The 13316-nt window shown below is 72.8% G+C and carries 15 protein-coding genes; 4 read left to right on the top strand and 11 right to left on the bottom strand.

All coding sequences use genetic code 11. The features are described 5' to 3' along the window. Positions 1-100: 100 nt before the first annotated feature. Both ACGH7X_RS22165 and ACGH7X_RS22160 read right to left on the bottom strand, forming a co-directional pair. Entirely contained in the window at positions 101-745 is a 645-nt protein-coding gene (locus tag ACGH7X_RS22165; protein WP_399887196.1) for an FMN-dependent NADH-azoreductase, read from the bottom strand. 44 nt (positions 746-789) lie between these two features. Further along, a complete protein-coding gene (locus ACGH7X_RS22160) occupies positions 790-1485 on the bottom strand; it encodes a DsbA family protein (RefSeq protein ID WP_399887194.1) in 696 nt (231 codons plus the stop codon). A 97-nt stretch (positions 1486-1582) separates the two neighbouring features. On the opposite strand from ACGH7X_RS22160, the gene ACGH7X_RS22155 reads away from it, so the two are divergent. Beyond that, positions 1583-2014, top strand: a complete 432-nt coding sequence (locus tag ACGH7X_RS22155; RefSeq protein ID WP_399887192.1) for a winged helix-turn-helix transcriptional regulator — start codon at positions 1583-1585, stop codon at positions 2012-2014. Between the two features lie 16 nt (positions 2015-2030). Here the strand turns inward: ACGH7X_RS22155 and ACGH7X_RS22150 are convergent, their stop codons facing one another. The 4 genes from ACGH7X_RS22150 to ACGH7X_RS22135 form a co-directional block, all read right to left on the bottom strand. Continuing rightward, positions 2031-4268 (bottom strand): xanthine dehydrogenase family protein molybdopterin-binding subunit, encoded by a 2238-nt coding sequence (locus tag ACGH7X_RS22150; RefSeq protein WP_399887190.1) that lies wholly within the window; start codon positions 4266-4268, stop codon positions 2031-2033. Continuing rightward, positions 4265-5293, bottom strand: a complete 1029-nt coding sequence (locus tag ACGH7X_RS22145) for an FAD binding domain-containing protein (protein ID WP_399887189.1) — start codon at positions 5291-5293, stop codon at positions 4265-4267. Before ACGH7X_RS22145 ends, ACGH7X_RS22150 begins: the two co-directional genes overlap by 4 nt. 10 nt (positions 5294-5303) lie before the next feature. Beyond that, a complete protein-coding gene (locus tag ACGH7X_RS22140) occupies positions 5304-5876 on the bottom strand; it encodes a (2Fe-2S)-binding protein (RefSeq protein WP_399887187.1) in 573 nt (190 codons plus the stop codon). A 66-nt stretch (positions 5877-5942) separates the two neighbouring features. Next, complete coding sequence (locus ACGH7X_RS22135; protein ID WP_399887185.1) at positions 5943-6215, bottom strand: hypothetical protein; 273 nt, start codon at positions 6213-6215, stop codon at positions 5943-5945. Between ACGH7X_RS22135 and ACGH7X_RS22130 the strand changes: the two genes are divergently transcribed. After that, entirely contained in the window at positions 6207-7448 is a 1242-nt protein-coding gene (locus tag ACGH7X_RS22130) for a cation:proton antiporter (RefSeq protein ID WP_399887183.1), read from the top strand. The two genes, ACGH7X_RS22135 and ACGH7X_RS22130, sit on opposite strands and share 9 nt — an antisense overlap. A gap of 16 nt (positions 7449-7464) precedes the next feature. On the opposite strand, the gene ACGH7X_RS22125 is transcribed toward ACGH7X_RS22130, so the two are convergent. Next, complete coding sequence (locus tag ACGH7X_RS22125) at positions 7465-7875, bottom strand: four-helix bundle copper-binding protein (protein WP_399887181.1); 411 nt, start codon at positions 7873-7875, stop codon at positions 7465-7467. Between the two features lie 162 nt (positions 7876-8037). On the opposite strand from ACGH7X_RS22125, the gene ACGH7X_RS22120 reads away from it, so the two are divergent. After that, entirely contained in the window at positions 8038-8670 is a 633-nt protein-coding gene (locus ACGH7X_RS22120; RefSeq protein WP_399887180.1) for a precorrin-8X methylmutase, read from the top strand. 386 nt (positions 8671-9056) lie between these two features. On the opposite strand, the gene ACGH7X_RS22115 is transcribed toward ACGH7X_RS22120, so the two are convergent. Next, positions 9057-9839: a cobalt-precorrin-6A reductase gene (locus ACGH7X_RS22115; RefSeq protein WP_399887178.1), complete on the bottom strand. Its 783-nt coding sequence runs from the start codon at positions 9837-9839 to the stop codon at positions 9057-9059. A 105-nt stretch (positions 9840-9944) separates the two neighbouring features. Continuing rightward, entirely contained in the window at positions 9945-11342 is a 1398-nt protein-coding gene (locus ACGH7X_RS22110) for an NAD(P)-binding domain-containing protein (protein WP_399887176.1), read from the bottom strand. A gap of 74 nt (positions 11343-11416) precedes the next feature. On the opposite strand from ACGH7X_RS22110, the gene ACGH7X_RS22105 reads away from it, so the two are divergent. After that, on the top strand, positions 11417-11800 hold the full coding sequence (locus ACGH7X_RS22105; RefSeq protein ID WP_399887174.1) for an ArsR/SmtB family transcription factor: 384 nt from the start codon (positions 11417-11419) through the stop codon (positions 11798-11800). Between the two features lie 72 nt (positions 11801-11872). Here ACGH7X_RS22105 and arsB read toward each other — a convergent pair whose 3' ends face one another. Further along, the gene (gene arsB, locus ACGH7X_RS22100; protein ID WP_399887172.1) at positions 11873-12985 is read right to left on the bottom strand and encodes an ACR3 family arsenite efflux transporter; all 1113 of its coding nucleotides are present in this window, start codon (positions 12983-12985) and stop codon (positions 11873-11875) included. Further along, on the bottom strand, positions 12982-13290 hold the full coding sequence (locus ACGH7X_RS22095) for an ArsR/SmtB family transcription factor (RefSeq protein WP_399887170.1): 309 nt from the start codon (positions 13288-13290) through the stop codon (positions 12982-12984). Before ACGH7X_RS22095 ends, arsB begins: the two co-directional genes overlap by 4 nt. Between the last annotated feature and the right edge of the window lie 26 nt (positions 13291-13316).

Below are 13316 nucleotides of genomic sequence, written 5' to 3'. Positions count from 1 at the left end.
GCAGCTGGGGAGCCAGCAGCTCCAGCACTTCCTCCCAGCGGTAGCGGTCGGTGGATGCACGAGACTGCCCCGACCTGCGGTAGGCCGGGGCAGTTGGGGGTCAGGCGGCCCGTGGGGCGCCGAAGGTCGTGGCGAGGGTGCGGGCGTGGGTGTGGGCGGACGTCATGGACGCCTCGTGGAGGGGGAGGAGGGCGGCGAGGGCCGGGGCGTGGGGGGCCATGGTCAGTTCGGGAGTCACGGTGGTGACGTCCAGGCCGAGGAGGTCTTCGTGGCCCAGGACGGCTTCCAGCGTGGGCACCAGGTAGTCGAAGCCCTCCCTGGGGGCGCCGGGGCCGTAGCTGCCGCCACGGGCGGATATCAGCAGGGCGGGGCGGCCCGCGGCCGGGGAGGGGCCGGCGTGGGTGAAGGTGCGGTCCGTGACGAGGATTTGGTCCAGCCACGCCTTGAAGGCCGAGGGCATGGACAGGTTGTACATCGGCACCGTGAACAGGTAGGCGCCGGCGCCGAGGAACTCCTCGATCAGCTCGTCCTGGAGTGCCTGGGCCTTGGCCTGCTCGGGGGTGTGCCGGGCCGGGTCGATGTCGCGGGCCGTGACGCCCGCCGCCGTCAGGTGCGGCACCGGTGCGGCGGCGAGGTCGCGGTGGACGACCGGACCCTGCCACTGGTCGCGGAAGGACTGGGCGACCTGGCGGGATACGGAGGCCTCGCCGCGCGCGGAGGAGTCGATGTGCAGCAGGTACGACATGGCGATTGTGCCTTTCGAAGAGATTCGGAGGGAGAAGGTGATCGTTAGGAGCCGGCGGGGCCGCAGCTCGGGGCGGCGCCCGCGGGGGTGAGGGTGAGCGGGTGGGATTCGTCCCAGGCGGTGCGGAGCAGGTCGAGCAGGGCGTCGCTGCTCTGGGCGCCGGGGACGCCGTAGCGGCCGTCGACGACGGTGAACGGGGCGCCGGTGGCGCCCAGGCGCCGGGCGCGGCGGGCGTCCGCCTGGACCTGGGGGCGGTAGCGGCGCTCGGTGAGGGCCTGGCGCGTCAGGTCATGGTCCAGGCCCAGCTCGTCGGGGAGGCGGAGCAGGTCGTCCAGGGTGAAGACGGGCTCCGCCTTGCCGAAGTAGGTGCGGAAGACCGTGTCCCAGGCTTCGCGGTTCCTGCCCTGCGCGGAGGCGTGGGCCAGGAACTCGTGTGCCAGGTCGGTGTTGCCGACGACGTTGTCCAGCACCCGGTAGGGGCTCAGTCCCTCGGCGGCGGCCTGCGTCTCGATCTGCCGGGTCGCCGTCTCCGCCCGCGCGCCGCTCATGCCGTACTTGCGCAGCAGGAGCTCGCGGACGCTGATCGTGCGGTCGGTGGGGAGGCTGTCGCCCAGCGGGAAGGGGTGGTGGACGACCTCGACCTCGTCGCTGTGCTCGAACCGCTCCACGGCCCGGGCCACACGGTGGCTGCCGAGCCCGCACCAGGGGCAGGTGACCTCGGCCCAGATCTCTACTTTCATGGCCCTACCTCCAATTCCTACTCTTTGTTCGTAGCGCCATGATGCGACAGTATGGAAGGCGTTACAAAAGGCACACAGGTGTGCGCGACGGAGAGGAATGGGTGCCATGCCGGACAGCACCGATACGGAGATGGCGGCCGCGATCGGGCCGTGTGCGAGCATCCCCGCCGACAGCATGGCCTTCATCCGGCAGGTGCTGGACAGGGTCGGCGACAAGTGGAGCATGCTGATCATCGCCGTCCTGGAGAACGGCCCGGTGCGCTACACCGACCTGCAGCGCCAGATCCCCGGCATCTCCCAGCGCATGCTCACGCACACGCTGCGCCAGCTCGCGGAGGACGGCCTGATCACGCGCACCGCCTACGCGGAGGTTCCGCCGCGGGTGGAGTACGCCCTCTCCCCGCTCGGCCGCGGCCTGCACGAGATCGCCATGCGGCTGATCGGCTGGGCCGCGGACCACCACGAGGAGATCCGTGCCCACCGCTCCCAGGTCGGCAGGGGCACCGGCACCTCCTCGCCCCGCTCCTGAGCGGGAGCGCGTGGGCTCAGATCAGGTCCTCGATCGTGATCGGCAGTGTGCGGATCCGCCGGCCGGTGGCGTGGTGCACCGCGTTGGCGATGGCGGCGGAGACGCCGACCTGGCCGATCTCGCCGACACCCTTGACGCCGAGGGGGTTGACGACTTCGTCCTCGACCTCGATGAGTTCGACGTCGACGTCGGGTGCGTCCGCGTTGACGGGCACGAGGTACTCGCCGAGGCTCGTGTTGGACCAGCGTCCCGTGTCGGGGTGCGTGTGGTTGGCTTCCAGCAGGGCCTGGCCGAGGCCCCAGAGCATGCCGCCCATGAGCTGGCTGCGCGCCGTCTTGGCGTTGAGGACCCGGCCGGGCGCGAAGGCCCCGGTCAGCCGCCGCACCCGCACGACGCCCAGGTCCGCGTCGACGGCGACCTCGGCGAACTGGGCACCGAAGGTCATCATCCCGTAGGGAATGTCGTGGGCGGGCGGATTCCACTGCCCCACGGCCTCGGCGTCCGGCCGCAGGGTGCGCCGCAGAAGGTCGCTGTACGACTCGGACGCGTCCTCGGCGATCATGACGCCGTCCCGCACGACCACGCGGATCGGGTCCGCGCCGTACAGGGGCGAGCCGGGGTCGGCGACGGCGCTGTTCACGAGTTGCCGGCGCAGAGCCGTGGCGGCGCTGTGCACGGCCGCGCTGATCATGCCGGCGCCGGCCGAGCCGACCGCGGCGGCGATGCTGGGCAGGTCGGTGTCACCGTTCTCGAAGCGGCACCGGTCCACGCCGATTCCCAGGCCGTCGGCCGCGACCTGGGCCATGACCGTGGCGACACCGGTGCCGAAGTCGGGGGTGGCGGCCTGGACGACCGCCGTGCCGTCGGCGTAGAGACGCGCGCGGGCCCGCTGCGGGTTGGCGAGCGGGGCGACCGGGTAACTGGCGGTGGCCATGCCGGTGCCGATCAGCCAGTCGCCCTCTCTGCGGGTGCCCGGGCGGGGGTCGCGGCCGGCCCAGCCGAAGCGGCCGGCACCGCGCTCGTAGCACTCCCGCAGGCCGCTGCTGGACCAGGGATGTCCCGTCATGGCGTCGACGTCGGTGTGGTTGCGCAGCCTCAGCTCGATCGGGTCCAGGCCGAGTTCGTGCGCGAGTTCGTCCAGTGAGCACTCGAGCGCGTGCATGCCGCTGGCCTCGCCCGGCGCGCGCATGAAGGTGGGGGTCATGGTGTTGGCGCGGAACAGCCGGTACGCGCCCTCGTAGTGGGGGCAGGCGTAGATCTGCGAGGACGTGCCGATGGACGGTTCCGCCCAGTCGTCGAAGTGCGAGGTCGGGGAGAGCTTGAGGTGCCGGATGGCGGTCAGCCTGCCCTCGCGGGTCGCACCGAGCGTCAGGTGCTGCTCCTGTTCCTCGCGGTGACCGACCGAGGTGAACATCTGCTCGCGGGTGAGGAAGAGCTTGACCGGCCTGCCGACCGCGCGTGCCGCCATCGCGGCGAGGGCCGGGTGGGCGTGGATCATCGCCTTCGATCCGAAGCTGCCGCCGACGAAGTGGCCGAGGACCCGGATCCGCGACATCGGAATGCCGAGCAGCCGGGAGACGGTCATCTGCGTGGCATTGACGCCCTGGGTGGCGTCGTACAGCAGCAGGTCGTCGCCGTCCCACTGGGCCGTGGTGCAGGACGCCTCGAGCGGGTTGTGGTGGTTGGCCGCGTAGGTGTACGTGCCGTCCACCGTGACGTCGGCCTCCCGCAGCCCGGCGTCCACGTCCCCGCGTTCGATGCGGCCCGGCAGCCAGCCCCCGAAGATCCGCTCCGGTTCGTAGGCCAGGTCGCGGCCCTGGTCGAGGGTGGTGACGGGAGGAGTCTCCTCGTAGGTCACGCGCAGCAGCCGCCCCGCGTGCTGGGCCCGCTCCCAGGTGTCGGCGACGACCAGCGCGATCTGCTGGCCCGCGTAGTGCACGGTGTCGTCCTGCATGGGGAAGAAGGTCTGTCCGGGGGCCGCCGTGCCGCCGAGCGAGGGGATGAGCGGGGGCTGTTCGGCGATTCTCGGCAGCGTCTGATGGGTGAGGACGGCCAGTACGCCCTCCTCGGCCTGTGCGGCACCGGCGTCGATGCCGGTGACGCGTCCGGCGGCGATGCGGGAGCCGACGACGTACGCGTACGCCATGTCCGGGATGGGAATCTCGGCGGAGTACCGGGCGTGTCCGGCGACCTTGGCGTGGCCGTCGACGCGGTCGAGGGGCTGTCCCGTCGCGGGCGGGATGGTCGCGGTCATGACGGGCTCCCGGTCCCGGGCCCGGGAGCCTGCCCGGTTCCCGTCTTCTCGCTGAGCGTGCGCAGGGCGCGGACGATCGCGCGCTGGGCGAGTTCGACCTTGAAGGCGTTCATGGAGGTGGGCCGGGCGTCGGCCATCTCCACGCGTGCGGCCATGGCGAAGTTGTCGGGTGCGGTGGCCGCTCCGACGAGGAAGTCCTCGGCCCGGCGGGCCCGCCAGGGTTTGGTGGCGACGCCGCCGAGGGCCATGCGCACGTCCGCGATCGTGCCGTCCACCATGGACAGCGCGACCGCCACCGAGACCAGCGCGAACTCGTACGACGCGCGGTCGCGGACCTTGAGGTAGAGGGACTGGCGTGCCACCGGTGTGGCCGGCACCTCGATCCCGGTGATCAACTCTCCGTGCTCCATGGGGTGTTCACGGTGCGGGGAGTGACCGGGGAGGAGGAAGAAGTCGTCGGCGGCGTGGGTCCGTTCACCCTTCGGTCCCAGGGTGTGCACCCGGGCGTCCAGTGCCACCACGGCCACGGCCAGGTCCGAGGGGTGGGTGGCGATGCAGTGTTCGCTGGTGCCGAGCACGGCGTGGGTGCGGCTGAACCCGTCGATCGCCGAGCAGCCGGTGCCTGGTTCCCGCTTGTTGCACGGGGACTCGGCATCGCGGAAGTACGAACAGCGCACGCGTTGCAGCAGATTGCCGCCCATGGACGCCATGTTGCGCAACTGCGGGGACGCTCCCGACTCCAGCGCCTCGGCCATCATCGGGAAGCGCTCGCGTACGACGGGGTCGGCGGCGACGTCGCTCATCCGGGCCAGTGCGCCGATGCGCAGGCCGCCTTCGGGGGTGACGTCGATGCCGGTCAGCGGCAGGTCGTTGATGTCGACCAGCCGGCGCGGGTTCAGCACTTCCTGACGGAGCAGGTCGACCTCGGTGGTACCGCCGGCGAGGAAGTCGCTGGTGGGGTCCGTGCTGACGGCCTCGACGGCGTTCGCCGCGTCGGTCGCGCGGAGGTAGGCGATGGGCCGCACGAGGAGTCTCCTAGCTCTGGCTCTGGCTCTGGCTCTGGCTGTGGCTCTGGCTCTGGTCGCGGACGGCGCGGATCGCGGCGCGGATGTTGGGATAGGCGGCGCAGCGGCAGATGTTGCCGCTCATCCACTCCTTGATCTCGGTGTCGTCGCCCGCGTGTCCTTCCTCGATCAGTGCCACCGCGGACATGATCTGGCCGGGCGTGCAGTAGCCGCACTGGAAGGCGTCCTGCTCGACGAAGGCCCTTTGCACGGGGTGCAGTTCGTCACCCGGACCCTGGCCCGGGGAGAGTCCCTCGATCGTCGTGACCTCGCGGCCCTCGCAGGTCACCGCCAGGGTGAGACAGGCGAGCGCCCGCCGCCCGTCGACCCACACGGTGCAGGCTCCGCAGGTGCCCTGGTCACAGCCCTTCTTGGCGCCGGTCAGGTCCAGGTCCTCCCGCAACGCGTCCAGAAGGCTGACGCGTGGTTCGATGTCGAGGCCGTGCTCGGTGCCGTTGACCGACAGCGTGATCCGGACCGGATCGGGTCCTCGTTCTGCCGCGGTCGTGCCTCGTCGGGTGAGGGCCGGGCCGGGAGCGGACATGGCGCACCTCCAAGTGCAACGCCTCCCAATTCTCTTACGGGTAGATTTGGGGCGCAAAAGGTGGATTCACGCGGTCCCTCCTACGGCGTACGCCCGGTAGTCCGGGTCTCCTCGGCGGGCGACAGTGGCACTGGCCGTGCGCTGTCGGCCCGGGTCCAGGTGCAGGTCCAGGTCCAGGTCGCGGTCCAGGTCGCGGTCCTGGTCCCGGTCCTGGTCCCGGTCCCGGTCCCGGTCCTGGTCCCGGTCCACCGTCTGCGAGGGAGCGTCGATGTCTCGGACCACGGAGCCGCGGGCCGCGGTGCGGGCGGACGTGCGCCGCGGTCCCGCCTCATGACGCACCCGGGGACCCTCGTCCTGATCATGGCCGCCGCCGTGCTGGCGCCTCTCCTCGTCCACGCGACGGGGCGGCGGATCCGCATCCCCCTGGTCATCTTCGAGATCGGCCTGGGCATCCTGATCGGCCCGGACGTGCTCGGCTGGGCCCACCCCGACGACGTCGTCGACACGCTCGCCGACCTCGGCCTGTCCATGCTGATCTTCCTGGCCGGGTACGAGATCGACTTCGCCGCCGTCCGGGGCGACACGCTGCGCCGCTCCCTGTGGTCCTGGCTGGTCTCCCTCGCCGCCGGCATCGCGCTGGCCCTGGCGATCAGCCGCGGGGACGTCTTCGAGGCGTTCGTCATCGGTACCGCGCTGACCAGCACCGCGCTGGGCACCGTACTGCCGATGCTGCGGGACAGCGGCGAACAGCGCGGCCGGTTCGGGGCGGTCATGTCGGCGTTCGGCGCGGTCGGCGAGTTCGGGCCCGTGGTCGCCGTGGCGCTGCTGCTCAGCGGGCGCAGGCCGGCCGAGTCGGCGGCGCTGCTGGCCGCGTTCGGGGCGATCACCGCCGCCGCCGTGTGCTGGGCGCTGCGCCCGCGGCCGCCGTGGTTCGCGCGGCTGACCGAGCGGACCCTGCACAGCAGCGGCCAGTTCGCGGTCCGGTTCGTGATGCTGCTGCTCGCGTGCATGCTGGGCCTGGCCGAGGTCTTCGGCCTCGACGTCCTGCTGGGCGCGTTCGCCGCGGGCGTCCTGACCCGTCTCGTGCTGCACCGGGCCGCGCCCGCCAGCAGCGAGGTGGTCCTGGGCAAGGTGGAGGCCATGGGCTTCGGCTTCCTCGTGCCCCTCTTCTACGTGGTCACGGGCATCGAGTTCGACCTGGCGGCGCTGCTGCACGAACCGGGCGCCCTGCTGCTGGTGCCGGGCTTCCTCCTGCTCGTCCTTCTGGTCCGCGGTGTCCCCGTGTACGCGCTCGCGCCCAGGGATCTCGGCCGTACGGACCGGGTGGCGCTGGCGCTGTTCGCCTCGACGTGCCTGCCGCTGGTCGTCGCCATCACCACCATCGGTGTCGATCAGGAACTCCTCGACACCGACCAGGCGGCCTCGCTGGTCGGCGCCTCGATGATCTCCGTTCTCGTGCTCCCGCTGATCGCGATGCGGCTGCGCTCGGGGGCCCGCGGAACCGGCGGCCGGCAGACGCCCTCGCCGAACGGCGGCGGGCGGGGCGGCGAGCGGGACTCGGAGGCGTGGTGACGCGGTCCGAGCCCGCTCAGCCCAGGTGGGCGAGCAGTTCGTCGCACGCCTGCTCGCAGCTTCGGCACGCCTCGGCGCAGACCCGGCAGTGCTCGTGCATGCCGGCGTGGCGGGCGCACTCGTCGCCGCACGCCCTGCACACGGTCACGCAGGCCTGGAGGACGGACCGCGTGATGTTGGCGTCGTAGCCCGTGTGCCGGGACAGGACGGAGGCCGTGGCGTTGCAGACGTCGGCGCAGTCCAGGTCGGTGCGGATGCACTTGGTCAGCTCGGCGACCGTGCTCTCCGACAGGCAGGCGTCGGCGCACGCGGTACACGTCTGTGCGCAGGCGAGGCACTCCTCGATGCACGTGGCCATGGCGTCCCGGTCCACCCCGCCCAGGTCGGCCGGGTAGGTGCGGAGAAGGTCGTTGACGGTGGTGGTCATGGTGGCGCTCCTCTTCGGCGGTCGGCCGGGGCACCGAGCAGCGCCCCTCGCCTCGGTGCCTGCCGGGTTTCACCGCGCGGCGCACGGCAAACGGCCTCTGCCCCGGGAGCACGGCGGGAGGGCGGGGCGTGCCCGCGGGTGGCGGTCGGTAAGCTCCCCGCCGTGACCACGTACGACTACGAGAAGGACGGCGCGGCGATCTACCGCCAGTCCTTCGCCACCATCCGCGCGGAGGCCGACCTCTCGGGTCTGCCCGCCGACGTCAGCCGGGTCGCGGTCCGGATGATCCACGCCTGCGGCATGGTCGACCTCGTCCGCGACCTCGGTCACACGCCCGGTGTGGTGGCCCGCGCCCGCGAGGCCCTGCGGGCCGGGGCGCCCGTCCTCTGCGACGTGCGGATGGTTGCCAGCGGCGTGACGCGCAGGCGGCTGCCCGCGAACAACGACGTCCTGTGCACCCTTTCCGACCCCGCCGTCCCCGCCCTGGCGGCGAGGCTCGGCACCACGCGCAGTGCCGCCGCGCTGGAGCTGTGGCGGGACCGGCTGGAGGGGGCCGTGGTCGCCATCGGCAACGCGCCCACCGCGCTCTTCCGCCTCCTGGAGATGATCGAGGAGGGGGCCCCGCGCCCGGCCGCCGTCATCGGCGTACCCGTCGGCTTCGTCGGCGCGGCCGAGTCCAAGGACGCCCTGGCCGCCCACCCCTCGGGCCTGGAGCACCTGGTCGTACGGGGCCGTCGCGGCGGCAGTGCCATGGCCGCCGCCGCGATCAACGCGATCGCGAGCGAGGAGGAATGAGCGGCGGGGGGAGGTAGTACGGGGCTGCCCGTCCCCCGGGCTGGCCGGTCCCCCGCACGAACGGTCCCCCGCACGAACGGTCCCCCGCACGGACGGTCCCCGGGCGGGCGTCCCGGTCGGGTTCGGCGCCGGGTCAGTCCCGGGGTGGGCGTTCCGCCGGGGGGTGCGGTCCCGGACGCGCGTCCCGCCGGCGGGCGTGCGGTCCCGGCCGGGCAGTCCCCCGCGCGGACGCCCCATTGGAGTCCGCCGCTGGGTCAGACCCCCGGGCGGGCGTCCCGCCGGCGGGCGCGCGGTCCCGGCCGGGCAGTCCCCCGCGCGGACGTCCCAGTGGAGTCCGCCGCCGGGTCAGACCCCGGGCGGGCGTCCCGGTCGGGTCCGGCACCGGGTCAGACCCCCGGCGGGCGTCGCGCGTACGCCTCCCGGACCCACCGTGCCGCCTGCTCCGGCCCGGTTGCGACCGGGACGTCCTCGGGCACCGGTGGCCTGCGTACCACGATCACGGGCACCCCGGCCTCACGGGCGGCCGTCAGCTTGGGGGCGGTGGCCGCTCCCCCGCTGTCCTTGGTGACCAGGACGTCGATCCGGTGCCGGCGCAGCAGTGCGCGCTCCGCGTCGAGGGTGAAGGGGCCGCGGTCGAGCAGTATCTCCGTGCGGGGCGGAAGGGGCCCCTCGGGTGCCTCGGGTGCCTCGACGGAACGTACGAGGAACCACAGGTCGGCCGGTCCGGCCGGGCCGGCGAAGGCGGCGAGGCCCAGTCGGCCGGTGGTCAGGAAGACCCGCCGGCCGAGCGCGGGCAGCAGTGCCGCGGCTTCCGCCAGGGAACCGGCGTCGTGCCAGACGTCCCCCTCGACCGGCGTCCAGCCGGGGCGGCGCAGCGCGAGGAGGGGGACACCGGCGGTGGCGGCGGCCCGTGCCGCGTGGAAGCCGATCGTGCCGGCGAAGGGGTGGGTGGCGTCGACCAGCAGGTCGACCGTGTGCTCGCGGAGCCAGGCGGCGAGTCCTTCGGCGCCGCCGAAGCCGCCGATGCGGACCTCGCCGGGCGGCGTCCGGGGCGTGGTCACCCGTCCCGCCAGGGAGTTCGTCACGCGCGGCCCCGGCGGCGGTCCGGCCGCCAGCAGTTCGGCGAGGCGGCGGGCCTCCGTGGTGCCGCCGAGGATCAGCACGTGCACGTGGGGCGTGTTCCCTTCGCGGAGCGGTCGGCCGGGGAGCCGTCGCAGTCGTCGCAGCGCCCCACACCCAAGCACACGGTCCGGCCTCCCGCCCGCCGCGGGCGGTTACGAGCCGCAGCAGCCCCCGCCTGAAGTCTCCTCGGCGGCCGCCCCCGTCGTCGCGATCGCCCCGAGCTGGACGAGCTGCGGCGCGGGCGCGCAGCAGCCGCCGCCGTCGTCGTCCTGCTGCGCGTCGGGGGTGTCGAACAGGCCCGCGCCGCCGCAGACCCCGGTCTCGGGGAGGGTGAGTTCGACGCGGTCGGCGGAGTCGAGGTCGCCGGCGATCGCGGCGACGACGGAGCGGACCTGTTCGTACCCGGTCATGGCGAGGAACGTCGGGGCACGGCCGTAGGACTTCATGCCGACCAGGTAGAAGCCCTGTTCGGGGTGGGACAGCTCGCGGTGGCCGTGGGGGTACACGGTGCCGCAGGAGTGCTGGTTGGGGTCGATCAGCGGGGCGAGTTCCACCGGGGCCTGGAGGCGCTCGTCGAGGCGGAGGCGGACCTCGGAGAGGAAGGACAGGTCGGGACGGAATCCGGTCAGCACGATCACCTCGTCCACCGGCTCCAGGCGGCGGCCGTCCTCGCCCACCAGGACCAGGCGGCCGTCACCGTCGCGTTCGAACGCCTCGGTGCGGAAGCCCGTGACGGCGTCGGCGTGGCCGTCGTCGACGGCGGCCTTCGCGGCGAGGCCGAGCGCGCCGCGGGCGGGCAGCTGGTCGGCGGTGCCGCCGCCGAAGGTGGAACCGGAGACGCCCCGGCGCAGGATCCACACCGCCTTCGTGCCGGCCCCGTCGGCCGCCTCGGCCAGCTCGGCGAGGTACGCGAGCGCGGTGAAGGCGGAGGCGCCGGAGCCGATCACGGCCGTGCGCCTGCCGGTGTGGCGGGCGCGGACGGCCGGGTCCGTCAGGTCCGGGACGCGGTACGTGATGCGGTCGGCCGCCGCCCTCTCGCCGAGCGCGGGCAGGCCGCTGCCGCCGGCCGGGGACGGGGTGGTCCAGGTGCCCGAGGCGTCGATCACGGCGCGGGCGGGGATCCGCTCCTCGCGGCCGTCGGCGTACGCGACGTGCACGACGAACGGCTGCTGCTCCCGGTCGGCGTCGACAATCCGGTCGCGGCCTGCCCGGGAGACCCCGGTGACGGTGGCGCCGGTACGGACCCTGTCGCCGAGGGCGTCGGCGAGCGGCTGGAGGTAGCGCTCGGCCCAGTCGCCGCCGGACGGGTACGTCGCGGGGTCGGGCCGGGTCCAGCCGGTGGGGGCGAGGAGCTTCTCGGCGGCCGGGGCGACGACCTCGCGCCAGGTGGAGAACAGGCGCACGTGGCTCCACTCGCGTACGCCCGCACCGGCGCTGTGGCCCGCCTCCAGGACGAGGGGTTCGATGCCCCGTTCGGCCAGGTGGGCGGCGGCGGCGAGGCCGACGGGGCCCGCTCCGACGACGACGACCGGGAGCTGCCTGCTGCTCATGACGTCTCCTTGTTTCGATATCTGTCGATACATCGGAGCTTGGCACCGGCATCGACAGGTGTCAACATAGACGCATGTCGAAGTCGGAAGTTGTGGAGCTGCCCGTCATACAGGGCGGCGAGGCCGTGCAGGGCGGCGATGTCGTGCCGTGCTGCCCGCCGATCACGGCCGGGGAGTTGTCCCGGGCGGACGCGGAGCGGATGGCCGCCATGTTCAAGGCGCTGTCGGACCCGGTACGGCTGCGGCTGTTCTCCAAGATCGCCGCCCACCCGGGGGGAGAGGCCTGCGTGTGCGACATCGCCGACGTCGGCGTCTCCCAGCCGACCGTCTCCCACCATCTCAAGAAGCTGCGCGAGGCGGGCCTGCTGACCTCCGAGCGGCGCGGCACCTGGGTCTACTACCGGGTCGCCCCGTCCGTGGTGGCGGCCATGTCCGCCATGCTCGACCTGCGCGGCTGACCGCCGCCCGAGCCGGACCCGCGGCCGGGCACCGCGGCCACCGACCACCACCGACCGCATCGGCGTGCTGCGTCACGGGGCCGTGGGCACCGCCTCGGTGGTGAACCTCTTGCGCCAGGCGAGCGCGACGTAGACCAGGCCGATCAGGACCGGGACTTCGATGAGCGGCCCGACGACGCCGGACAGGGCCTGGCCGGAGGTGACGCCGAAGGTGGCGATGGCCACCGCGATGGCCAGCTCGAAGTTGTTGCCCGCCGCGGTGAAGGCCAGGGTGGTGGTGCGGTCGTAGGCGAGCCCCAGGCTCTTGCCGAGGAGGAAGGTGCCGAAGAACATGACCGCGAAGTACACCAGCAGCGGCAGCGCGATCCGGGCGACGTCCAGCGGCTGAGAGGTGATGGTCCTGCCCTGCAGGGCGAAGAGGACGACGATCGTGAACAACAGCCCGCACAGCGCCCACGGCCCGATCTTCGGCAGGAAGCGCTGCTCGTAGGACTCGCGGCCACTCCTCCTCTCACCGATCCGGCGGGTCAGGAAGCCGGCCAGCAGCGGGACGCCGAGGAAGACGACCACGTTCAGGGCGATCTCCCACATCGAGATGTCCAGGTGCTCGCCGTCGCCCAGGCCGAGCCAGCCGGGCAACAGGTCGAGATAGAACCAGCCCAGCAGGCCGAACGCCAGGACCTGGAAAACCGAGTTGAGCGCGACCAGCACGGCCGCGGCCTCGCGGTCGCCGCAGGCGAGGTCGTTCCAGATGATCACCATGGCGATGCAGCGGGCCAGGCCGACGATGATCAGGCCCGTGCGGTACTCGGGCAGGTCCGGCAGGAAGATCCACGCCAGGGCGAACATGACCGCCGGCCCGAGGATCCAGTTGACGACCAGGGAGGAGATCATCAGCTTCCGGTCGCCGGTGACGGCGTCCAGCCGGTCGTAACGGACCTTCGCCAGGACCGGATACATCATGATCAGCAGCCCGAGCGCGATCGGCAGGGAGATCCCGCCGGCCTCCACCTTCGCCAGCGCGTCGTTCAGCCCCGGGACGATCCGTCCGAGCCCGAGACCGACGGCCATGGCGACGAGGATCCACACCGCCAGGTAGCGGTCGAGGGTGGAGAGCTTCCTGACGATCGAGTCGTCCCCGCCCCCGGCCCGAGCGGAGGCGGTGGTGGGCTCGGTGGAGGTCACGGGCAGGCCCTCTTGTTCCCGGCGGCGGCGCGGGCGGAGGCGGCGAGTTCGGCGAACCCCTCGGAGAGCCCGGCCAGGACCTCGGGTTTGAGCCTGTAGTAGGTGTAGCGGCCGCAGGGCTCGGTCTCCACGATCCCGGCCTCGCGCAGCACCTTCATGTGGTTGGAGAGGTTGGTCTGCTTGGCTCCGGTCTCCTCGACCAGGTGCGTCGTGCAGAGCGTCTCCCGCGCCAGCAGGGTCACGATCCTCAGGCGGAGCGGATCACCCAGCACGCGGATCACGTCAGGATCGACTGAAGTCAGCATGCACTGATACTTTCACATCACCGTCT

It is taken from the genome of Streptomyces sp. BBFR51 (genome assembly GCF_044591655.1).
Taxonomy (GTDB): Bacteria; Actinomycetota; Actinomycetes; order Streptomycetales; family Streptomycetaceae; genus Streptomyces.
Note: the sequence above shows the minus strand (reverse complement) of the source record. Positions and strands in the feature narration are given on the sequence as shown.

What these genes read in the sequence shown, in the direction of transcription:
- ACGH7X_RS22165 (WP_399887196.1), bottom strand. Translation starts at nt 745, where the DNA reads ATGTCGTACCTGCTGCACATCGACTCCTCCGCGCGCGGCGAGGCCTCC.
- ACGH7X_RS22160 (WP_399887194.1), bottom strand. Translation starts at nt 1,485, where the DNA reads ATGAAAGTAGAGATCTGGGCCGAGGTCACCTGCCCCTGGTGCGGGCTC.
- ACGH7X_RS22155 (WP_399887192.1), top strand. Translation starts at nt 1,583, where the DNA reads ATGGGTGCCATGCCGGACAGCACCGATACGGAGATGGCGGCCGCGATC.
- ACGH7X_RS22150 (WP_399887190.1), bottom strand. Translation starts at nt 4,268, where the DNA reads ATGACCGCGACCATCCCGCCCGCGACGGGACAGCCCCTCGACCGCGTC.
- ACGH7X_RS22140 (WP_399887187.1), bottom strand. Translation starts at nt 5,876, where the DNA reads ATGTCCGCTCCCGGCCCGGCCCTCACCCGACGAGGCACGACCGCGGCA.
- ACGH7X_RS22130 (WP_399887183.1), top strand. Translation starts at nt 6,207, where the DNA reads ATGACGCACCCGGGGACCCTCGTCCTGATCATGGCCGCCGCCGTGCTG.
- ACGH7X_RS22125 (WP_399887181.1), bottom strand. Translation starts at nt 7,875, where the DNA reads ATGACCACCACCGTCAACGACCTTCTCCGCACCTACCCGGCCGACCTG.
- ACGH7X_RS22110 (WP_399887176.1), bottom strand. Translation starts at nt 11,342, where the DNA reads ATGAGCAGCAGGCAGCTCCCGGTCGTCGTCGTCGGAGCGGGCCCCGTC.
- ACGH7X_RS22105 (WP_399887174.1), top strand. Translation starts at nt 11,417, where the DNA reads ATGTCGAAGTCGGAAGTTGTGGAGCTGCCCGTCATACAGGGCGGCGAG.
- ACGH7X_RS22095 (WP_399887170.1), bottom strand. Translation starts at nt 13,290, where the DNA reads ATGCTGACTTCAGTCGATCCTGACGTGATCCGCGTGCTGGGTGATCCG.